We start from the raw sequence: 23,103 nt of genomic DNA on the forward strand, positions 1-23,103 counted from the left end.
ATGCAGAAGTTTACCCTGTATGCATCGATTCTACCTTGTTGCCTCTGTGGTCTAGTCAACCTAGCCACAGCGGATGAGGTTGCGCCCAAAACCACCTCGGATCAAGCCCCAAAAAAGGTTAGTAAGATCATCGTTGTAAGCAATCCTATCTTCGACGAGTCAGATCCCGATGCATTTTTTATCCACCGTTGGGCGAACTATCTGCATATAAATACCAAGGAATATGTGGTTCGCGATAAGCTTACCTTTAGCGAAAACGATACGGTCACCCAAAAAGATCTCGATGAGTCTCAACGTTTACTACGCGCCGAACCCTATATTCGTGATGCCAAAGTTTATACAAGTGAGAAGGATCCCCAAACGGATTCTCCCCTCGAAGATGAATCCATTATTATTGAAACTTGGGACAACTGGTCGCTACTGCCAACGGCCAGCTTTAGCAGCTCAGGAGGTGACACTCGTTATTCCTTTGGCGTAAAAGAAGATAACCTTCTAGGTACTGGCATTCGCACCCGCTTAAAGTATCAATCTAACGAATCCCGCACTGGCTATAAGTTTGCCTTTGAGGCACCCGTGAGTTTTATTGATCACGGCATTGTCGCCGCTGAATTTTATGATAATAGTGACGGCCAAGCTAAACATGTGTACGTGAGCAAGCCTTTCTATTCATTGAATACTGAGACCATGTACTCGGCCGAGTTTTTAGATGATAGCCGCACCGATATTTTGAGACAAAATGGGCAAGAGGTGAACGAGTTTGCCCACACTGTCGATTACCTTAATTTGCAATATGGTTGGTTACTCAATAGAAGCAACGACAATCTGTCTCGCTTTATTGCTGGCTTTACCCAAGACAAACACGAGTTTGCCAATTCAGAGGTGTATCCCAACTCAGAGTTACCACAAGATAGGGACTTTATGTATCCCTGGGTTGCCTATGAATATGTTCAAGATGATTTTCAGATACTCAACAACGTGCACCTGATCCGTAATAATGAAGACTTTAACTTAGGATGGCATCACTATATCCAACTCGGTATTGAAACCAATGATATCGGCGACAATAACCCAGTGGGTTACCACTTTAAATGGCAAACCAGTAGGGGTTATAAATTTGATGAACATCTTTGGTTACTGGAAATGGGCGCGACCAGCACTCTAGGCACCACGCAAAAAGACACTTTTCAGGCTAATGTACAAGCGGAATACTTCTATCAAATCAATCCAAAATGGATTGCCTATGGCAAAGCTTGGGCAAGCCTGTCCAATAATACCTATCTCGATCTAACTCAAGGACTTGGGGATGAAACTGGAGTACGAGGTTATCCCAACGAATATCAACAAGGGGATAACCAATGGTTATTTACCGCTGAAATCCGCAATTATCCGAATATCAACTTATACCAATTAGCCGAACTCGGCTGGGCAGTCTTTGCGGATGTAGGCCAAGCCTCTGGTGGCCCCTTAGCCGACAATAACGAAGTCAACGGCCCGCTCGGTAGCATAGGTATTGGCGCGCGGATTTATTCATCTAGATCCAGCTACGGCAACGTCGCCCATATCGATTTTTCGGTACCTTACACGGGGGGCGATTCAGTAAACAGTTGGGAATGGCGATTCTTAGTCAAACAAAGCTTTTAAGCTATTTAGTTGACAGAATATTAGCCTTAGAGACGCTATAAACCAGTTTAAATCTGGCCGATAAGAGCGATCCCTATGGCTCACTTTTAGTGATTTTTAAGTAGGCTATATTCTTCTAATCACTAAAGGGGGATTTATAGTGGTCAACAAAATTGGATTATCATCTCTGCTATTACTTCAGCCTTTAACCGCTTTTTAGTCGAGTATTTTCATTCTCAAGTTCATTTAAGCAAACCACTGACACTGTCCCGATACCACTAAATTTAGCTCGCCATTGAAACCAGCCACATCAAATATCTCATCAGTTCATAGCCTTACAGGTATTTCAATCCGAGGCGCATAACGCAGAAAGAGTTATTCCATTTTAAGTCAATCCCACAGGAAGCAGGATGCCTTTGAGGCTCTCAGGTGTTCACTGCATGGTAAAGCGCTTATGCTGCGCTCGAGGCTTTTGGCAGAGCCCATCATGCCTTCAAGCCTTCACCTTGCCTAAAGTGCTTTGCTCTCCGCTAAATGAACGGATATTGAATACGATTGGTATGGTACATCACACAGTGATGCGCTCATAAATGAGAGGGATAAATGCTGCAGAACAGGATTCCGCGACAATTTAAATAGATAAATTCCAAAGACGAAAAAGCCCTAACATTGCTGTTAGGGCTTATCGAAATGTTGGCGGAGCGGACGGGACTCGAACCCGCGACCCCCGGCGTGACAGGCCGGTATTCTAACCAACTGAACTACCGCTCCTTTAACTTAACGTTTGCACATTAAGCTAAATTAGGCGCTTGGCGATGACCTACTCTCACATGGGGAGACCCCACACTACCATCGGCGCGATTGCGTTTCACTTCTGAGTTCGGGATGGGATCAGGTGGGACCACAATGCTATTGTCACCAAGCAAATTTGGTATCTACTCCCCATCTTATGTGGGCAGTAAATGAATTTGGAAAGCTGTTTGAGTTCACAAGTACATGGAGGTACTTGATGTCATAAATGCAGGAGCATTTTATGACCACTTCTTAAGTGTTTGTATTCGTCTAAGTGCTACTTAGCAAAACCCATCTGGGTTGTATGGTTAAGCCTCTCGAGTCATTAGTATCAGTTAGCTCAACGCCTCACAACGCTTACACACCTGACCTATCAACGTCCTAGTCTCGAACGGCTCTTTAGTGGACTTAAAGTCCAAGGGATGACTCATCTTGGGGCTCGCTTCCCGCTTAGATGCTTTCAGCGGTTATCGATTCCGAACATAGCTACCGGGCAATGCCATTGGCATGACAACCCGAACACCAGCGGTTCGTTCACTCCGGTCCTCTCGTACTAGGAGCAACTCCCCTCAATCATCCAACGCCCACGGCAGATAGGGACCGAACTGTCTCACGACGTTCTGAACCCAGCTCGCGTACCACTTTAAATGGCGAACAGCCATACCCTTGGGACCGACTTCAGCCCCAGGATGTGATGAGCCGACATCGAGGTGCCAAACACCGCCGTCGATATGAACTCTTGGGCGGTATCAGCCTGTTATCCCCGGAGTACCTTTTATCCGTTGAGCGATGGCCCTTCCATTCAGAACCACCGGATCACTATGACCTACTTTCGTACCTGCTCGACGTGTCTGTCTCGCAGTTAAGCTGGCTTATGCCATTGCACTAACCGTACGATGTCCGACCGTACTTAGCCAACCTTCGTGCTCCTCCGTTACTCTTTGGGAGGAGACCGCCCCAGTCAAACTACCCACCAGGCACTGTCCTTACCCCAGATAATGGGGCCAAGTTAGAACATCAACACTACAAGGGTGGTATTTCAAGGACGACTCCATCAGAACTAGCGTTCCAACTTCAAAGTCTCCCACCTATCCTACACATGTAGGGTCAATGTTCAGTGCCAAGCTATAGTAAAGGTTCACGGGGTCTTTCCGTCTAGCCGCGGGTATACGGCATCTTCACCGCAATTTCAACTTCACTGAGTCTCGGCTGGAGACAGCGTGGCCATCATTACGCCATTCGTGCAGGTCGGAACTTACCCGACAAGGAATTTCGCTACCTTAGGACCGTTATAGTTACGGCCGCCGTTTACCGGGGCTTCGATCATGAGCTTCTCTTGCGATAACCCAATCAATTAACCTTCCGGCACCGGGCAGGCGTCACACCGTATACTTCCTCTTGCGAGTTTGCACAGTGCTGTGTTTTTTGATAAACAGTTGCAGCCACCTGGTATCTGCGACTCCCGTCAGCTTAGAGAGCAAGTCTCATCACCAACAAGAGCGTACCTTCTCCCGAAGTTACGGTACCATTTTGCCTAGTTCCTTCAGCCGAGTTCTCTCAAGCGCCTTGGTATTCTCTACCCGACCACCTGTGTCGGTTTGGGGTACGATTCCCGCTAACCTGAAGCTTAGAAGATTTTCCTGGAAGCATGGCATCAACTACTTCATCCCCTTGGGGACTCGTCATCAGCTCTCAGTGTATAGTGACCCGGATTTGCCTAAGTCACCCACCTACCACCTTAAACGCGGACTACCAACGCCGCGCTAGCCTAGCCTTCTCCGTCTCTCCATCGCAGTTAGCGGAAGTACAGAAATATTAATCTGTTTCCCATCGATTACGCCTTTCGGCCTCACCTTAGGGGTCGACTCACCCTGCCCCGATTAACGTTGGACAGGAACCCTTGGTCTTTCGGCGAGGGGGGTTTTTTCACCCCCCCCCCTTTATCGTTACTCATGTCAGCATTCGCACTTCTGATACCTCCAGTGTGGGTTACCCCTTCACCTTCAACGGCTTACAGAACGCTCCTCTACCGCGCAACTCTAATGAATTGCACCCGTAGCTTCGGTGGTATGTTTAGCCCCGTTACATCTTCCGCGCAGGCCGACTCGACTAGTGAGCTATTACGCTTTCTTTAAATGATGGCTGCTTCTAAGCCAACATCCTAGCTGTCTAAGCCTTCCCACATCGTTTCCCACTTAACATACACTTTGGGACCTTAGCTGACGGTCTGGGTTGTTTCCCTTTTGACGACGGACGTTAGCACCCGCCGTCTGTCTCCCGAGTAGTACTCATTGGTATTCGGAGTTTGCAAAGGGTTGGTAAGTCGGGATGACCCCCCCCCCTAGCCTTAACAGTGCTCTACCCCCCCCCCAATGGTATTCGCTCGAGGCGCTACCTAAATAGCTTTCGAGGAGAACCAGATATCTCCCGGTTTGATTGGCCTTTCACCCCCCAGCCACAAGTCATCCGCTAATTTTTTCAACATTAGTCGGTTCGGTCCTCCAGTTGATGTTACTCAACCTTCAACCTGCCCATGGCTAGATCACCGGGTTTCGGGTCTACGCCTTGCAACTAAACGCGCAGTTAACACTCGGTTTCCCTACGGCTCCGCTATTCGCTTAACCTCGCTACAAAACGTAAGTCGCTGACCCATTATACAAAAGGTACGCAGTCACGGTCTCAAGTACCGCTCCCACTGCTTGTACGTATACGGTTTCAGGTTCTATTTCACTCCCCTCACAGGGGTTCTTTTCGCCTTTCCCTCACGGTACTGGTTCACTATCGGTCAGTCAGGAGTATTTAGCCTTGGAGGATGGTCCCCCCCCATATTCAAACAGGATATCACGTGTCCCGCCTTACTCGTTTTCATCAAAGGTTAGTTTTCGTGTACGGGGCTATCACCCTGTGCCGCTGGACTTTCCAGACCATTCCACTAACACCCCTCTGACTTAAGGGCTAATCCCCGTTCGCTCGCCGCTACTAGGGGAATCTCGGTTGATTTCTTTTCCTAAGGGTACTTAGATGTTTCAGTTCCCCTCGTTTGCCTCATGTAGCTATGTATTCACCACATGATGACCGCTTATGCGGCCGGGTTCCCCCCCCCCATTCGGACATCGTTAGCTCAAATGCTTGTTACTAGCTCGCCAACGCTTTTCGCAAGTTACTACGTCCTTCATCGCCTCTGACTGCCAAGGCATCCACCGTATACGCTTAGTCGCTTAACCATACAACCCAAATAGGTTTCACTTACGTGAGCCACTTGCGCTGTTGCGACCAGCTGGTTTTACTTGTCTCATCTTCGACCAAGAAGATGGACTCGCCTTAGACTTGAATATTCAAGACACTTAACAAGTGTTTTAAGAACTCAATTTTTTTTCGTATTAACACAACGACAGACATCATTGTATTAATTACTATCAGCTTTCCAAATTGTTAAAGAACAATGCATACCGGCTCGCGGTGCATGTCGCTCTCCCTTCCCTTACAGGAAGTTCAACAAGCCATCTGTGTGAACACTCAACAAACATCGAGTTAGTCGTATAGGTAAGGAGGTGATCCAGCCCCAGGTTCCCCTAGGGCTACCTTGTTACGACTTCACCCCAGTCATGAACCACAAAGTGGTGAGCGCCCCCCCCCCGAAGGTTAAGCTACCCACTTCTTTTGCAGCCCACTCCCATGGTGTGACGGGCGGTGTGTACAAGGCCCGGGAACGTATTCACCGTGGCATTCTGATCCACGATTACTAGCGATTCCGACTTCATGGAGTCGAGTTGCAGACTCCAATCCGGACTACGACGAGCTTTGTGAGATTAGCTCCACCTCGCGGCTTTGCAACCCTCTGTACTCGCCATTGTAGCACGTGTGTAGCCCTACTCGTAAGGGCCATGATGACTTGACGTCGTCCCCACCTTCCTCCGGTTTATCACCGGCAGTCTCCCTAGAGTTCCCACCATTACGTGCTGGCAAATAAGGATAGGGGTTGCGCTCGTTGCGGGACTTAACCCAACATTTCACAACACGAGCTGACGACAGCCATGCAGCACCTGTCTCACAGTTCCCGAAGGCACAAGTCCATCTCTGGTCTCTTCTGTGGATGTCAAGAGTAGGTAAGGTTCTTCGCGTTGCATCGAATTAAACCACATGCTCCACCGCTTGTGCGGGCCCCCCCCCCGTCAATTCATTTGAGTTTTAACCTTGCGGCCGTACTCCCCAGGCGGTCTACTTAATGCGTTAGCTTGAGAGCCCAGTGTTCAAGACACCAAACTCCGAGTAGACATCGTTTACGGCGTGGACTACCAGGGTATCTAATCCTGTTTGCTCCCCACGCTTTCGTGCATGAGCGTCAGTCTTTGTCCAGGGGGGCCGCCTTCGCCACCGGTATTCCTCCAGATCTCTACGCATTTCACCGCTACACCTGGAATTCTACCCCCCCCTCTACAAGACTCTAGTTCGCCAGTTCGAAATGCTATTCCTAGGTTGAGCCCAGGGCTTTCACATCTCGCTTAACAAACCGCCTGCGCACGCTTTACGCCCAGTAATTCCGATTAACGCTCGGACCCTCCGTATTACCGCGGCTGCTGGCACGGAGTTAGCCGGTCCTTCTTCTGTAGGTAACGTCACAGATGAGCCGTATTAAGACTCACCCTTTCCTCCCTACTGAAAGTGCTTTACAACCCGAAGGCCTTCTTCACACACGCGGCATGGCTGCATCAGGGTTTCCCCCCCCCCATTGTGCAATATTCCCCACTGCTGCCTCCCGTAGGAGTCTGGGCCGTGTCTCAGTCCCAGTGTGGCTGATCATCCTCTCAGAACAGCTAGGGATCGTCGCCTTGGTGAGCCATTACCTCACCAACTAGCTAATCCCACCTAGGTTCATCCAATCGCGAGAGGCCCGAAGGTCCCCCCCCCCTCTTTCCCCCCCCCCGTAGGGCGTATGCGGTATTAGCAGTCGTTTCCAACTGTTATCCCCTTCGACTGGGCAGATCCCTAGGCATTACTCACCCGTCCGCCGCTCGCCACCTCAGGAGTAAACTCCCTCGTGCTGCCGCTCGACTTGCATGTGTTAGGCCTGCCGCCAGCGTTCAATCTGAGCCATGATCAAACTCTTCAATTAAAGTTTTTTGTTTAACTCGCGTTAAACGACTCAATGAATTCTACTGTTTTGATTCGCTTTGCTCACTAAGAAGCATCGCGTTTTAATTCATACATTACTGTATGTACATATTGCTATGAACACTCATTCATTGATTTAATTCTTTGATTACTCGCCAAACGGCAGAGTAATTTTGATTAACTCAACACCTGTGAGTGTCCACACAGATTTCTTGTTTAGATTGTTAAAGAGCATTTGACCTCATCGCTTGCGTTACCGCTCACTGGGTCAGGGCTGCGTATTCTACGCATTTCCCTTGTCGCGTCAAGGCGTTTTTGCAAACTTCTTGAGGCTTTCGAATCAACTGCACATTTTGCATTCGATTCGCACTGTAACCGCGTTAGCTTTCGCTGTCTGCCGTGTCAGTGGATGCGCATTATAGGCAGCGAAACTTTTTGTGCAAGTGCTTTTTTCGTGTTTTTATGATTAATTTTCAAATAGATTGTTACACCCAAGCTAGGCACAACCTACACACTCGTTATACCCAGAGTTATCCACAAACGCTGGATTTATGCGCAATACAAACCTAACAGCGAGCCTTTATTGAGTAAACGAGTGTGTGCTAAAGATAGAAGAAAGAATAAATGAGGCGGTAAATTTGGAGCTCTACATTATTAAGCAAGATGAAGGCTATTAGTGTCAGCCGCTACTTTATACATATATAAGCTATAAAGTAGCGTGTAGTGATGCACTTATACGTACATATAGGTACTTAACTTGCACTCCAAAGAAGCTGTCCGCAATCGGTAAGATCATACCCCCCTAAAAGAGCCGCCATTTGCCGAGTATGCCCACTGCTTAACATAGTAAACAATTGTTGTAGCTGCCTGCGAAAGTAAATACTTTGTGGCATCACAAAGTCGAAGGACTCCCTGATCAGTGGCACAAAGCTTAAACCGCTCTCTAAAGCAACAGACTGACAACCAAAACCAATATCTGCATCTCCACGTGCAATATAGCCTGCAAGTTCACGCTCACTATAAGCTGTGAGTATGATATTAAGCTGATCTAAACGTGCACCTTGCTTTAATAGCCACTGCTCTAGATGCTGCTGACTGCCAGCGCCGCCTTGGCGACTGACCCAGCGCCAAGGCAAACTGAGAACTTTATCCTCTTCTTGACATCTGTGGTGCATATCGGTGCGCATGATCAAGCCTTGCTGACGGGAATAGCCGTGCACCATGATCCATTGTTGGTGGTTTTGATAACCTTTAAGCAATGCTGGATGGCGGATATTTCTATCTTCCATACTCCCCCAGTGCAAGGTACACACATCAGCATAGCCCTTAGCTAATAACTCCAACCCCAAACGAGAGCCTGTTGCACTGTAACTAATAAGCTCACGACTACCAACCTGCGCCATCAAACGCGCCACTAACATTGACAACAGAGGATCATCACTACCAGTAATCAATAGTCTGTCAGTTAACATACCGCTATGGCAGGAGTCCATCACCCAGCGGTCAATCAGCACCTTAGGGAATAACCATTTGCCGGTGATTTTTGTTGCGGGGAGAATTCGGTCATTCGCCATCGCGTAAACCTTTTTCTCATTAAGATCTAAATACTCAGCAACTTGCTTCGCGCTCATGTAAATCAATTCACTGGCGGATGTCATCTTATATCCTTGTCGTCTATCTCTTTTGAGTCCGGTCGCTATCTGATAAGGTCGCTATTTATCGGAGTTGGTATTCACATCAAATTCGAGATTTTCACTGCCGTGGTAGACCAAAAAATGACGCCCTTTGGCCCGAGCAATAATCGTGATACCAAGTTTTTGGGCAAGCTCCAGACCCATTTGCGTTACACCACTTCGCGACAGCAGTACAGGTATCCCCATTTTGGCGACCTTAATCACCATCTCCGAGGTTAACCGTCCTGTGGTATAGAAGATTTTGTTATCGCCCCGATCCTGTGCTAACCACATATCTCCCGCCAAGGTATCCACCGCGTTATGACGGCCAACATCTTCTACAAAAGCAAGGATCTGGTCAGCTTCACAAACACCACAACCGTGCACGGCACCTGCATTTTTGTAGGTCTCATTATATTCATTGATGTTTTTGAGCAAGCTGTAGAGCGTACTCTGCTTAAGGCTTGGGGTAGGTAGCTGAATACCATCTAAATCCTGCATAAAACTGCCATATACAGTCCCTTGACCACAGCCGGACGTAACGGTTTTTTCAGATAACTTTTGTTCGAGATCGGCGGTTTGCTCATGCGTTAATACCGCGGCAGAATTCACATCCCAATCAACAATTACAGACTCTAATTGAGCAACATCCGAGATAAAACCCTGATTTTTAAGATAACCAAGAGCTAATGACTCAGGCTTTGCCCCCAATGTCATCAGGGTCACTATCGGGCGCCAGTTCAGATAAACCGTTAAAGGTCGCTCACAGGCAACATGCTTATCAATAACCACTCCTGACTCATCCACTGCTTTGACGGCAATAGTTAACGGCACTTCAGTTTGAGTTTTTACAAAGGAAAAGCTTCGCTTGGGTAGAGAAGGATGGTCATTGGCGAGCATCTGCTGAGCAATATTAGAACTGTTATCAGAAATCATAATGTTACCGCTTTACGAGTGATGGCATCAGCATAGCAATATTTATACCTAGGTATAAAACTCAGGGCTAAATGCGTGATCCGTCGCAATACGAAACATTCTGGCGCATCAAAATGTCTCAGACAAAATGTCCATTCGGACAAAATGTCTCGTTTTTAACCCTATTTTGATGATCCACTTCAAACTAATTCCCCCTGTTTAATGGCATTAATATTGCAGTGACCTTTTATCACGATAAGCAGGGGAAATAGCGCCGGATGCTAAGGCTTATCTCCCTTACGGTTGAAACGGAGAGACAATGCAACATACTACTAGTGTTTGGCCCATGTACGTTTCACTCAAAAAAGTAGAGAAACAGGTGGGTCGTTGGACCTCAGTACAATGGGAAATCGATCATTTACTTCCCGCAACCCACGAAGCCCCCGAAGGAGCGACCTTAGTACTGCTAGAGCTGCACAAAGATGAGCGCGCCAGTTACCGCATCAACCTCGATATGGACAATGCGATGTTGTACTTAGTCTGTGATGAAATGGCAGACGGTACTTGGGTCCCCGCGTTACTTTCGGCAGATCAAAATGTTGCTGCGGGCTGTCTTGAAGGCAATACGCCCGTAATCAACACGCTTATGCCTGAAGCGATTGCCTGTTGGATCGAAGCCTTTATCACTCAATATGGTGAAGTTGAAATCGCTGCTTATCGTCGTAAGCATGTGGATCACCGTAAAAATCAAGGTCCAAGCCACGATCCATTGCGGAGGGACTAATGGCTGATTCAACCCCAAAGGCAAACGGTTTTTTTAGCCGTTGGAGTCAACGTCGTGAGCAAGTGGCGGCTGAAGAAGCCGCTGTTAAAACGCAAACGACTGCTGAAGAACTTGTTGATAATAAGGCAGAAGAGATCACTCAAGAGCCTACCGCCGCGCAAGAATCACAGGGTGCGCTTAGCCAGGCAAATGAAGACCCTCATCGCATCCTCACGGCAGAAGATCTCCCTAATCCTGACGAGATTGAGATTGGTGGCAGTTTCGCTCAGTTTATGGGGGCGAATGTTGACCCAGCAGCAAAAACGGCAGCGCTACGCGCCCTCTGGAAACAACCGCATTTCAATGAGATAGATGGTCTTTTGGAATATGCTCTTGATTACAGCAACCAACCGAAACTAACACCAGAAGTCTCCGCTGAATTAGCCCAAAAAGTATTCCGCTATATCACCAAAGACAGTGAAGAATCAGAGATCGAACCGACCTCAACACCAGACGATGTAGTGATCGGTGCAGAAAATACCATCGAATCAAAAAACAGTGATATCGAAACCGAATTGGCCACCATACCGATTGCGGACAATTTGGATGGGGAGACTGATGACCTACCCCAAAATGCACCAGAGCCATTAGCTCAGATGCAAAAGCCAGTTGTTTAATGTCAGTTTAGCTAATTTTTATGTCTATAACTTTGGTATGTGAATTGCTGTACTAAGAGTACAAAACTTAGATAAAAGCAGAAAAGGCAATGACTTAGTATCAAATCAATGCCTGAATCTGTAACAAAACAGCGATAAAAGAGCAGCCAAAGTACTGTTCAGGAACGCAATGTGAGCACTCATTTGACAACCAATCAAACCCAGGCTGCGCTAAAACAAGCGCGGCAAAATGTGTTAGCCCAAACGCAGATTTTACAGAATCTGATCCCGCCAACAGTGAGTTACACCACTGAAGGCACAGTGCTAATTATTGGCCCTGAGGATCTCGCACGCCTCGCGGCGGACAAATTGTCCACTATGGCAAGCCGCGTCATTTTAGCGAACGAAGCGATTACCAGCCAAGATGAAGCACACCTTGAGCGAGTGATGGCTGCCGCCACGAATGTCGAAAGTTACTACAACAAACTGATCGGTATTAAAGGATTTTTAGGGCAGTTCCAAGTTAGCGTTGAGCATCAAAACGGTGCAGCGGAATTGAGTGTTGTCGCCATTCGTAAACCGCACTTTGACTTGATACTCGATTTAAGCAGCACACCTTGCTTGAATCTTGAAATGCTACCACCGGGATATTTCTATGTTGGCCAAGACGACATAAAGCTCGCCGATGCACTAGAGCAACTCCCTGAACTGGTAGGGCAATTTGATAAACCTCGTTACGTCAAAATCAATGCCGACCTGTGCGCCCATGACCGCAACGGTATCAACGGCTGTAACCGTTGCCTCAACTTCTGCCCTGCCGATGCAATTAGCAGTGTCGCCAAGAAAATTGAGGTCGATCCTTACCTCTGCCACGGCGCAGGCAGCTGCTCAAGTGCCTGCCCAACGGGTGCGATTGGTTATGACTTACCGACACCACAGGCATTGCATTCTTACCTGAATAAAATTATCAGTCGTTACCGTGAGCAAGCGCAAACAGCACCAGTGATATTGTTCCACGACAACGCGGTTGGCGCGAGCTTGATAGGGGACGACTTAGCCGGGGATGTGCTCCCTGTCGCCCTCGAAGAAATCACCGTTGCCAGCATTGACCATTGGTTAGCTTCACTGGCTTGGGGCGCACGCCAAGTGTTAATCCTCAATACCGAGACAACTGCCCCTACGCTCACACAAATGTTGAAAGGTGAACTGGCTTTAGCCAACAGCATTTTAGATGAAATGGGCCAACCGCAGCGCTTGAGTCTTATCGACCCAAGCATGCTGGCGAATTTGGAGCCTGTGCTCGACATCAGCCTCGATTGGCCAGTGATTGTGCCCGGCGCTTTTGCGTCCACCAGCAAACGTAACACTCTGTTTGATGCGATTGACCATCTAAACAGCCAAGCGGGTGAAATCAACAGCTGTTTAAGTATCAACAACGTTCCCTACGGCAACGTCAGCGTCAATGTCGAGAAATGTACCCTGTGTATGTCCTGCGTGGCGATTTGCCCCACCATGGCATTACAAGATGGTGGCGACAAACCTGCACTACACTTTATTGAGCAAAACTGTGTGCAATGTGGCTTATGTGAGGCGGCTTGCCCTGAAAAGGTCATCAGCCTGACGCCACAAATTAACTTTGATAAAGCTGCTCGTCAGCAATTACAAACCCTGAAAGAAGAAGCCCCGTTCGAATGTATTCGCTGTGGCTCTCCTTTTGCGACCCAATCTATGGTGCATCGGATGCTGGATATGGTCGGCGCGCACAGTGCATTTTCAGCCAATATAGAACGCTTGAAAATGTGTGGTGATTGCCGGGTAAAAGACATGTTTGAAGACATTCTTCAAGATCCTGAAAAGCAACTGCGATAAGAGATCCGCTATGACCGAATCAGTAAGACAAGTATCAGAAAACGATCAGTTGAGAGCCGATATCTATCAACTGTTAGCCGCCCTTTTGCGTCGCCATCCTAGCCCTGAGCTGCTGCAATTTTTGGCCAACCTTGAAATCGATGCCGATGAAGACAATGAGATGACCAAGGCTTGGTTATCTGTACAACTGGCTGCAAAGCAGTTCAGCAGTGAACAATTAGAAGATGAGTATTTTGCCCTGTTCCTCGGTGTGGGTTGTGGCGAAATCCTGCCCTATGGCAGTTGGTTTATGACTGGCTCATTAATGGACAAACCCTTAGCACTGCTGCGCCAAGACTTGATGCAACTCGGTTTTGAGCGCGAAGAAAACGTCAAAGAGCCCGAAGATCATGTCGCTGCTCTGTGTGAAGTGATGGGCACATTAATTCTTGAGGCTCCAGGTTATCGTCAACTAGCGTTTTACCAACGCCATATTGGCAGCTGGATTAAGCGCTTCTGCGACAACCTAGGTAAAGCACCTAGTGCCGCCTTTTACGCTACGGTTGCTCAGCTTGCTAAAGCGTTTTTCGAGATGGAAGCTGCGGAGTTTGAACAACTCAGTTTAAATATCCCAGTTAATTGTCCGGGCAGTACAGAACTACAGCCAGCGGCTAGCGATATCGAAAAACAAGCGGAATTAATGAACTAAACTTTAGGTAATTTGCGAGCAGTATCTTGCTGTCTATCGCATATAAGTTTGATAGGCAAAGGTGGACTTAACGTTCACCTTTGCCACAAAAAGGAAGCTTAGGCTTCCACAGTAACCGAGGTGGTCGTGGTTTGTATCACCTCATTTAGTAACACAAGGAGACACTATGAAGAAGCAAGCTTCCGACATGGGCCGCCGTCAACTGCTCAAAGCATTAGCACTCGGCAGTGCGGCTGGCGCGGTAGCGACTGTGAGTAGCCAAGCATTGGCTGCGACCCCCACTGTTGCCCCAAGCGAACCTAAGAGTGACAACTATCGCGAAACCGACCATATCCGTAATTACTATGCGTCGTTGAACAACTAACCAGAGGAGTGTGTGTGATGCGATTAACCCGCAAAACAGACCAAGTTGTCGAGCCTAAAGCGCCCGCCCTCGGTCTCAATCGTCGCCAATTTTTAAAATCGGCAGGTCTTGCCACTGGTGGTATTGCTGCAGCGTCAATGCTAGGTACTGGCATGATGCGTAAAGCAGAAGCCAAAGATATCCCCCACAATGCACCGACTGAAGTTAAGCGTACCATTTGCTCTCACTGCGCAGTGGGTTGTGGTATCTATGCTGAAGTACAAAACGGTGTGTGGACAGGCCAAGAACCCGCATTTGACCATCCATTCAACCAAGGCGGTCACTGTGCTAAAGGTGCTGCTCTGCGTGAGCACGGCCATGGCGAAAAACGCCTGAAATACCCAATGAAGTTAGAAGGCGGTAAGTGGAAGAAGATCTCTTGGGATCAAGCCATCAATGAAGTGGGCGATAAGATGATGGCGATTCGTCAAGAATCAGGTCCAGATTCTATCTACTTTATGGGTAGTGCTAAGTTCTCAAATGAACAGGCTTATTTATATCGCAAATTTGCCGCATTGTGGGGCACGAACAACGTCGACCACTCAGCCCGTATTTGTCACTCTACCACAGTAGCTGGTGTTGCAAACACTTGGGGCTACGGTGCGCAAACTAACTCGATTAACGATATTCGCAACTCTAAGTGCATCATGTTTATTGGGGCAAACCCAAGTGAAGCTCATCCAGTTGCAATGCAACATATTTTGATTGGTAAAGAGCGCGGCGCCAAAATTATTGTCGTTGATCCTCGTTTCACCCGTACTGCAGCTAAGTCTGATGAGTACGTGCATATCCGCCCAGGTACCGATATTCCGTTCATTTATGGCCTGTTATGGCACATTTTTGAAAATGGCTGGGAAGATAAAGAATTTATCAAGCATCGTGTTTACGGCATGGAACGTATCCGCGAAGAAGTGAAAAAGTACACCCCAGAAGAAGTTGAAAACGTAGTGGGCGTACCTAAGGCACAAATGTATCGTGTTGCCAAGATGATGGCTGAAACCAAACCCGGCACCATTATTTGGTGTATGGGTGGTACTCAGCACCACGTCGGTAATGCCAATACCCGCTCATACTGCTTATTGCAATTAGCTTTAGGTAACATGGGGGTTCCTGGTGGTGGTACTAACATTTTCCGTGGCCACGATAACGTACAAGGTGCAACTGACTTTGGTTTGTTATTCGATAACTTACCCGGTTATTACGGTTTAACCACTGCAGCATGGAACCACTGGGCCAATGTGTGGGATCTCGATCCTAAATGGGTGGCAAGCCGTTTCGACCAAGGCGAATACTTAGGTCAAACACCACAAACTTCAACCGGTATTCCCTGCTCTCGCTGGCACGATGGCGTACTTGAAGATAAAACCAAAATCGCGCAAAAGGACAATATTCGTTTAGCGTTCTTCTGGGGGCAATCGGTCAACACTGAAACCCGTGGCCGCGAAGTACGTGAAGCACTGAATAAAATGGATACTGTGGTGGTTGTGGACCCATTCCCAACCATGGCAGGCGTGATGCATCAACGTAAGGATGGGGTGTATCTACTACCCGCTGCGACTCAGTTTGAAACCTACGGCTCAGTGTCAGCCACAAACCGCTCGGTTCAATGGCGTTCGAAGGTGATAGAGCCGCTGTTCGAATCACTGCCAGATCACGTGATCATGTGCAAACTCGCTAAGAAAGTAGGCATAGATAAAGAACTGTTCAAACAAATCAAAGTCAATGGTGATGAGCCATTGATTGAAGATATTACCCGCGAATTTAACAAAGGTATGTGGACAATCGGCTACACAGGACATAGCCCAGAACGCTTAAAAATGCACCAAGAAAACTGGGGTACTTTTAATGCTGACAGCCTAGAAGCACCGGGAGGTCCAGCCAAAGGTGAGACCTATGGCTTACCATGGCCATGTTGGGGCACGCCAGAGATGAAACACCCTGGCACCCAAATTCTGTATAACGAAGCCAAACATGTTAAAGATGGTGGTGGTAACTTCCGCGCCCGCTATGGTGTTGAGCACAATGGCGTCAATATTCTTGCTGAAGGCACTTACTCTAAGGGTAGTGAAATCCAAGATGGTTACCCCGAATTTACCGCCGATATGCTCAAGCAATTGGGTTGGTGGGACGATTTAACCGAAGAAGAGAAAAAACACGCTGAAGGCAAAAACTGGAAGACAGATATTTCTGGCGGCATTCAACGTGTTGCCATTAAACATGGCTGTATTCCCTACGGTAACGCGAAAGCACGTTGTATCGTTTGGACTTTCCCAGATGATATCCCACTGCATCGCGAACCACTCTACACTCCTCGTCGTGACTTAGTCGCTAAGTACCCAACCTACGAAGACCGTATGGTTGCGCGTCTACCGACACTTTATAAGTCGATTCAGGATAAGGACTTTACCCAAGGTTTCCCACTGACACTGACCTCTGGTCGTTTAGTGGAATACGAAGGTGGTGGTGAAGAATCTCGTTCTAACCCTTGGTTAGCCGAGCTACAACAAGAAATGTTTATCGAAATGAACCCGGCAGACGCTGCTGACCGTGGTATTCGTGACGGTGACAATGTCTTCGTTCATAGCCCTGAAGGCGCCAAGATCACAGTGAAGGCAATGGTGACGCCACGGGTTGTACCGGGTGAATGTTTTATGCCGTACCACTTCGCAGGGGTATTTGAAGGCGAAAGCCTAGCGAAAAACTATCCAGAAGGCACTGTGCCTTATGTGATAGGTGAGTCGGCAAACACCATTTTAACTTACGGCTATGACGTTGTGACTCAGATGCAAGAAACGAAGTCCAGCTTGTGCCAGATAAGCAAAGCCTAACCAACTTGATGAGGAGATAAGCCATTATGGCAGTCATGAAATTTTTGTGTGACACCAAACGCTGCATCGAGTGTAACGGCTGCGTCACAGCATGTAAAAACGAAAACGACTCCGCGCTGGAGTGGGGTATTCAACGTCGCCGCGTGGTGACAATTAACGATGGTCAACCAGGTGAAGCATCGATTTCAGTCGCATGTATGCACTGTACCGACGCTCCTTGCATGGCCGTATGTCCGGCAGATTGTTTCTACCGTACTGACGATGGCATTGTGCTGCACAACAAAGATACCTGTATCGGTTGTGGTTACTGCTTCTATGCCTGTCCATTCGGTGCACCACAATTTCCGAAGAAAACCGCCTTTGGTAGCCGCGGTAAAATGGATAAGTGTACCTTCTGCGCCGGTGGCCCAGAAGAAACCTTCTCCGAAGCCGAGCACAAGAAATACGGTGCCAACCGTATTGCTGAAGGCAAGCTACCTATGTGTGCAGAGCTTTGTTCAACGAAAGCACTGCTCGCGGGTGATGCGGAAGTGGTATCAAACATTTACCGTCAACGTATGGCATCTCGAGGCAATCCTAACGTGATTTGGGGCTACAACCCAAAAACCGGTGAGATTAACTAAGCAGAGTGAAGGTTAGGGAGTGATCCCTAACCTCTGGCAAGGAGTGAAAATGTTAAACAAACAGTTAAACAAATCACTGCGCAGTCTGTTTGCTCTGATGGTACTCGTGATGGGATTGGGACTTGGCTCAGTCATGAGCGCAGGCTCAGTACTGGCAAGTGATCAGCAATCGAGCCAACAGCAGGCGAAAGCGCAAACCAGCGAAGCCGATCTGTGGCGTGCGGTAAAGTCAGGTGAAACTGGCTATACCACGGCCAAAGGGGTCGAAACTGGAGTATTGATTAACGTTGCCGGTAACCAAGGTAAAGAAATAAGGAATCAATATATCACCCCGATTATGGCCTTGGCCGTGACGGGTGTGTTTGGTGCTTTCTTACTGTTTTATCTGGTGAATGGTCCTTCAAAACTCAGCCACGGTTTCTCGGGCAAGATGGTTGTACGTTGGTCAAAGGCAGATTTGTGGATCCATTGGATCATGGCAATTAGCTGTCTTGCACTGATGTTTACTGGCTTAACTATTATGCTCGGTAAGCATGTCGTGCAGGAGCTGCTTGGGCCAGATATCTGGGCACCACTGATCTACGGTAGTAAAACTGTGCATGACTGGGCTGGCCCCGTCTTTATCATGGCGTGGATTGTCTGCGTAGTGAAATGGATGCCACTTCAAACCTTTAAGATGTACGATCTTAAATGGTTCTTAGTGGTCGGTGGCTATATCAACTTTGGCCCATTCAAAGGTAAACACCCTGACAGTGGTTTTGCCAACGCCGGTGAGAAAATGTGGTTCTGGACACTGACCCTATTCGGGCTGTTTATCAGTGTATCTGGCATCATGTTGGTATTACCCGGCTTAGACCTACCCCGTGAAGCCTCGATGGGCGCGCTGCTGATCCACTCGATCAGTGCCGTTATCCTGATTGCCTTTACCATAGTGCATATCTGGATGGCGACCGTACTCAGTGAAGGCGGTATGGAGTGCATGAAGTCAGGCTATTGTGACGAAAACTGGGCAATCCAGCACCACAATTTATGGTATGACGAAATCAAAGCCAACGGCAGTCTGCGTTATAAAGACTAACGCAAGGGGTTATACTTAACCCGATAAAAACACCTCGCACTGCGGGGTGTTTTTTTATCCAAACCAAACCAACAACTTATTAACAAACATTTTGTTTTGAAGTAGAAATTGGGCAATTTTGTCATCTCAAATAAACCGCCAAAGCATGAGCAAGTTAACGCTTTTGGATTGGCGTATCATCTTCTGTTACCGCAAACTGTTCTAGATCAAATCCTACTCAATCTTTTCCTACTATATTGCCGTCACGCGCGATGATTAACGGCAAGCAAGATGATTTTATTATCTTTTTCACCTCTAATCTTCACTTTTTGATAACAAGCACCACTCCTCGAAAAGTCGCGCCATCCCAAGAACCATAACCCCTATTTCAGGAGTCAGCATGAAGCAACAACCTAGCGATTTAACTCGCCGTTCTTTGCTTAAAGCACTCACCGTTGGCAGCGTAGCCGGCGCCGCAATTGCCGCTACCGGCATCAGTGCAGCCCAAGCCAGCGAGAGCAGCAAGGTAACAACTAAAGAACCTAAGGGTTACCACGAAACTGCGCACATTATCAGCTATTACGATAGCCTGCGTAGCTAATCTAGGAGAAGTCAGCGATGAAGTTAACTCGCAAGTCCGATGTCGCCAAAGTGGCCGACAAACCGACGTTAGGCATTAGCCGTCGTCAATTTATGAAGCAAGCTGGTATTGCTACTGGTGGTATCGCAGCCGCTTCTCTGATGGGTACTGGCATGATGCGCCGCGCAGAAGCCAAAGATGTACCGCACGATGCGCCTATCGAAGTTAAACGTACGATTTGTAGTGCCTGTGCCGTCGGTTGCGGTCTATATGCCGAAGTACAAAACGGTGTATGGACAGGTCAGGAACCTGCATTTGATCACCCATTCAACGCCGGCGGTCACTGCGCCAAAGGTGCTGCACTGCGTGAGCATGGCCACGGTGAAAAACGCCTGAAATACCCAATGAAATTGGTTGATGGCAAGTGGAAAAAAATCTCTTGGGAAGATGCGATTAACGAAGTGGGCGACCAAATGCTCAACATTCGTAAAGAATCTGGCCCAGACTCAGTGTACTTCATGGGTAGCGCTAAGTTTTCTAACGAAGGCTGCTATATGTACCGCAAACTGGCGGCCATGTGGGGCACAAACAACGTCGACCACTCTGCTCGTATTTGTCACTCTACCACGGTAGCCGGTGTTGCTAACACTTGGGGTTACGGTGCGCAAACTAACTCTTTCAACGATATTCAGAATGCCAATGCTATCTTCCTGATCGGGGCAAACCCAGCGGAAGCGCATCCGGTTTCAATGCAACACATTCTGATCGCTAAAGAGAAAAATAACGCGAAAATCATCGTCGTTGATCCACGTTTCTCTCGCACAGCAGCGCACTCAGATCTGCACTGTGCAATTCGTCCAGGCACCGACATTCCGTTTATCTACGGTATGTTATGGCACATTTTCGAAAACGGTTGGGAAGATAAAACCTTTATCAAACAACGCGTATTCGAGATGGAAAGTATCCGCAGAGAAGTGAAAAAATTCCCGCCAAAAGAAGTGGCGGATATCACTGGCGTAAGCGAAGAAGTGGTTTATCAAGCCGCTAAACTGATGGCCGATAATCGTCCTGGTACTGTGATTTGGTGTATGGGTGGTACTCAGCATCACGTCGGTAACGCTAACACTCGTGCTTACTGTATTCTGCAATTAGCCTTAGGCAACATGGGCGTATCTGGCGGCGGTACTAACATTTTCCGTGGTCACGATAACGTACAAGGTGCGACTGACTTAGGTCTGTTATTCGATAACTTACCAGGTTACTACGGTTTAACCTCTGCGGCTTGGACTCACTGGACCCACGTGTGGGATCTAGATATGGAATGGGTGAAGAGCCGTTTCGATCAAAACGCCTACTTAGGCAAAGATCCAATGACCACTCCAGGTATTCCTTGTTCTCGCTGGCACGATGGCGTGTTAGAAGACAAGAGCAAACTGGCTCAGAAAGACAATATCCGTATGGCCTTCTTCTGGGGTCAATCGGTCAACACTGAAACCCGTCAACGTGAAGTGCGTGATGCCTTAGACAAGATGGATACAGTCGTCGTTGTCGACCCATTCCCAACAATGGCAGGTGTTATGCACCGTCGTAAGAATGGCGTGTACCTGTTACCTGCTGCGACTCAGTTTGAAACACAAGGTTCAGTGTCTAACTCAGGCCGTTCTATCCAATGGCGTGAGCAGGTTATCCAACCTTTATTCGAGTCAAAAACCGACATCGAAATCATGTACCGTTTAGCGCAAAAACTCGGTATCGACGAGCAGTACACTAAACGCATCGCCAAAGAAAACGGCTTACCAGTAATCGAAGACATTACTCGCGAAATTAACCGCGGTATGTGGACTATCGGTATGACAGGTCAAAGCCCTGAGCGTATCAAGTTACACACCCAAAACTGGGGCACCTTCAGCAATAAAACGCTTGAAGCCGCAGGGGGGCCTGCGAAGGGCGAAACCTACGGTTTACCTTGGCCATGTTGGGGTACACCAGAAGCTAAACACCCTGGTACCCAAATTCTGTATAACCAAGCCAAACACGTAAAAGACGGCGGCGGTAACTTCCGTGCTCGTTATGGTGTTGAATACAACGGTCAAAGCATTTTGGCGGATGGCACTTACTCTAAAGGTGCGGAAATCCAAGATGGTTATCCTGAGTTTACTGCCGATATGCTCAAGCAATTGGGCTGGTGGGATGATCTGACTGCCGAGGAAAAAGCCGAAGCCGAAGGTAAAAACTGGAAGACTGACCTGTCAGGCGGTATCGTGCGCGTGGCAATTAAGCACGGTTGTATCCCATTTGGTAACGCCAAAGCCCGCTGTATCGTTTGGACCTTCCCAGACCAAGTACCTGTGCACCGCGAGCCGTTATACACAGCACGCCGTGACTTAGTCGCTAAGTACCCAACCTACGACGATATGCAAGTTCATCGTCTACCAACACTGTACAAGTCAATCCAAGAGAAAGACTTCAGCGGTAAATATCCATTAGTACTGACCTCTGGTCGTTTAGTGGAATATGAAGGTGGTGGTGAAGAATCTCGTTCTAACCCATGGCTGGCTGAGCTTCAACAGGAAATGTTTGTTGAAATCAACCCAGGCGACGCTGCCGACCGCGGTATCCGCAACGGTGAGTTTGTATGGTTAGAGGGCGCCGAAGGTGGCCGCATTAAAGTACAAGCCATGGTAACGCCACGCGTTAAACCGGGTGTGACCTTTATGCCTTACCACTTTGCGGGTGTGATGCACGGCGAAAGCTTAGCGCCTAACTACCCTGAGGGCACAGTGCCTTACGTTATCGGTGAATCCTGTAACACAGCACTGACCTATGGTTATGACCCTGTGACCCAAATGCAGGAAACCAAAGCGTCGCTCTGTCAGATCGTTAAAGCGTAAGTGCAGCTTAAGCTAGGAGAATTGCCACTATGGCTACAATGAAATTTTTGTGTGATACCAAGCGCTGCATCGAATGTAACGGCTGTGTCACCGCATGTAAAAACGAAAACGACTCCGCTCTCGAGTGGGGTATCCAACGCCGCCGCGTGGTAACCATCAACGATGGTCAACCAGGTGAGGCATCAATCTCTGTCGCCTGTATGCATTGCTCAGATGCACCATGTATGGCGGTTTGCCCAGCAAACTGCTTCTACAGAACCGATGACGGCATTGTGCTACATAACAAAGATGCCTGTATTGGTTGTGGTTACTGCTTGTACGCCTGCCCATTTGGCGCACCACAGTTCCCGAAAAAAGGTGCCTTTGGTAGCCGCGGTAAGATGGATAAATGTACCTTCTGTGCCGGTGGCCCAGAAGAAAACCACTCAGAGGCAGAGCGCCAGAAGTACGGTTCAAACCGTATTGCTGAAGGCAAACTGCCAATGTGCGCAGAACTCTGCGCCACTAAAGCCTTATTAGCGGGTGATGCAGAAGTTGTTTCGAACATCTTCCGTGAGCGCGTGGCTTACCGTGGTGCTAAAAACGCGGCTTGGAATTAATTCAGGTCACAGGATCTGTCCACAGACTTAGCTT

Annotated in this window: 14 protein-coding genes, 1 tRNA gene and 3 rRNA genes; 12 read left to right on the top strand and 6 right to left on the bottom strand. The window is 48.1% G+C overall.

Translation table 11 applies throughout. The features are described from left to right. Positions 1-1,641, top strand: coding sequence for a hypothetical protein (locus JM642_RS18995; RefSeq protein ID WP_203432358.1), 1,641 nt, complete (start codon positions 1-3; stop codon positions 1,639-1,641). Positions 1,642-2,314: 673 nt separating this feature from the next. Here JM642_RS18995 and JM642_RS19000 read toward each other — a convergent pair. The 6 genes from JM642_RS19000 to JM642_RS19025 all read right to left on the bottom strand — a co-directional run bounded on the left by JM642_RS19000 (position 2,315) and on the right by JM642_RS19025 (position 10,133). Continuing rightward, positions 2,315-2,391: transfer RNA gene (locus tag JM642_RS19000), tRNA-Asp, on the bottom strand. A 36-nt stretch (positions 2,392-2,427) separates the two neighbouring features. Further along, positions 2,428-2,543: ribosomal RNA gene (gene rrf, locus JM642_RS19005) — 5S ribosomal RNA — on the bottom strand. A 173-nt stretch (positions 2,544-2,716) separates the two neighbouring features. Beyond that, positions 2,717-5,636: ribosomal RNA gene (locus tag JM642_RS19010) — 23S ribosomal RNA — on the bottom strand. Between the two features lie 320 nt (positions 5,637-5,956). Continuing rightward, positions 5,957-7,525 (bottom strand): 16S ribosomal RNA (locus JM642_RS19015). The 16S, 23S and 5S rRNA genes sit together here with 1 tRNA gene alongside, the layout of an rRNA operon. A 751-nt stretch (positions 7,526-8,276) precedes the next feature. After that, positions 8,277-9,182 carry a helix-turn-helix transcriptional regulator gene (locus JM642_RS19020; protein WP_037423474.1) on the bottom strand — a complete coding sequence of 302 codons (906 nt, stop codon included), beginning with the start codon at positions 9,180-9,182 and terminating at the stop codon, positions 8,277-8,279. A gap of 54 nt (positions 9,183-9,236) precedes the next feature. Beyond that, complete coding sequence (locus tag JM642_RS19025; protein ID WP_203432359.1) at positions 9,237-10,133, bottom strand: formate dehydrogenase accessory sulfurtransferase FdhD; 897 nt, start codon at positions 10,131-10,133, stop codon at positions 9,237-9,239. Positions 10,134-10,431: 298 nt separating this feature from the next. On the opposite strand from JM642_RS19025, the gene JM642_RS19030 reads away from it, so the two are divergent. The 11 genes from JM642_RS19030 (at position 10,432) to fdh3B (JM642_RS19080) (ending at position 23,069) form a co-directional block, all read left to right on the top strand. After that, positions 10,432-10,896, top strand: coding sequence for a DUF3305 domain-containing protein (locus tag JM642_RS19030; RefSeq protein ID WP_037423466.1), 465 nt, complete (start codon positions 10,432-10,434; stop codon positions 10,894-10,896). Beyond that, complete coding sequence (locus JM642_RS19035) at positions 10,896-11,552, top strand: DUF3306 domain-containing protein (protein WP_203432360.1); 657 nt, start codon at positions 10,896-10,898, stop codon at positions 11,550-11,552. Before JM642_RS19030 ends, JM642_RS19035 begins: the two co-directional genes overlap by 1 nt. A 171-nt stretch (positions 11,553-11,723) precedes the next feature. Next, complete coding sequence (locus JM642_RS19040) at positions 11,724-13,400, top strand: 4Fe-4S binding protein (RefSeq protein ID WP_203432361.1); 1,677 nt, start codon at positions 11,724-11,726, stop codon at positions 13,398-13,400. A gap of 10 nt (positions 13,401-13,410) precedes the next feature. Continuing rightward, a complete protein-coding gene (locus JM642_RS19045) occupies positions 13,411-14,088 on the top strand; it encodes a molecular chaperone TorD family protein (protein ID WP_203432362.1) in 678 nt (225 codons plus the stop codon). A 166-nt stretch (positions 14,089-14,254) separates the two neighbouring features. Then, positions 14,255-14,452 (top strand): twin-arginine translocation signal domain-containing protein, encoded by a 198-nt coding sequence (locus JM642_RS19050; protein ID WP_011074127.1) that lies wholly within the window; start codon positions 14,255-14,257, stop codon positions 14,450-14,452. Positions 14,453-14,469: 17 nt separating this feature from the next. Continuing rightward, positions 14,470-17,319: a molybdopterin-dependent oxidoreductase gene (locus JM642_RS19055; protein ID WP_037429190.1), complete on the top strand. Its 2,850-nt coding sequence runs from the start codon at positions 14,470-14,472 to the stop codon at positions 17,317-17,319. A gap of 26 nt (positions 17,320-17,345) precedes the next feature. Further along, positions 17,346-17,942 carry a formate dehydrogenase FDH3 subunit beta gene (gene fdh3B / locus JM642_RS19060; protein ID WP_007651894.1) on the top strand — a complete coding sequence of 199 codons (597 nt, stop codon included), beginning with the start codon at positions 17,346-17,348 and terminating at the stop codon, positions 17,940-17,942. A gap of 49 nt (positions 17,943-17,991) precedes the next feature. Further along, entirely contained in the window at positions 17,992-19,020 is a 1,029-nt protein-coding gene (locus JM642_RS19065) for a formate dehydrogenase subunit gamma (RefSeq protein WP_037423454.1), read from the top strand. A gap of 379 nt (positions 19,021-19,399) precedes the next feature. Beyond that, on the top strand, positions 19,400-19,600 hold the full coding sequence (locus tag JM642_RS19070) for a twin-arginine translocation signal domain-containing protein (RefSeq protein ID WP_037423451.1): 201 nt from the start codon (positions 19,400-19,402) through the stop codon (positions 19,598-19,600). A gap of 17 nt (positions 19,601-19,617) precedes the next feature. Further along, positions 19,618-22,470 carry a molybdopterin-dependent oxidoreductase gene (locus JM642_RS19075; RefSeq protein ID WP_047536147.1) on the top strand — a complete coding sequence of 951 codons (2,853 nt, stop codon included), beginning with the start codon at positions 19,618-19,620 and terminating at the stop codon, positions 22,468-22,470. Between the two features lie 29 nt (positions 22,471-22,499). Then, positions 22,500-23,069: a formate dehydrogenase FDH3 subunit beta gene (fdh3B, locus tag JM642_RS19080; RefSeq protein ID WP_037423445.1), complete on the top strand. Its 570-nt coding sequence runs from the start codon at positions 22,500-22,502 to the stop codon at positions 23,067-23,069. Positions 23,070-23,103 lie beyond the last annotated feature (34 nt).

It is taken from the genome of Shewanella sp. LZH-2, assembly GCF_016859145.1.
In the GTDB taxonomy this organism is placed as follows: Bacteria; Pseudomonadota; Gammaproteobacteria; order Enterobacterales; family Shewanellaceae; genus Shewanella; species Shewanella xiamenensis.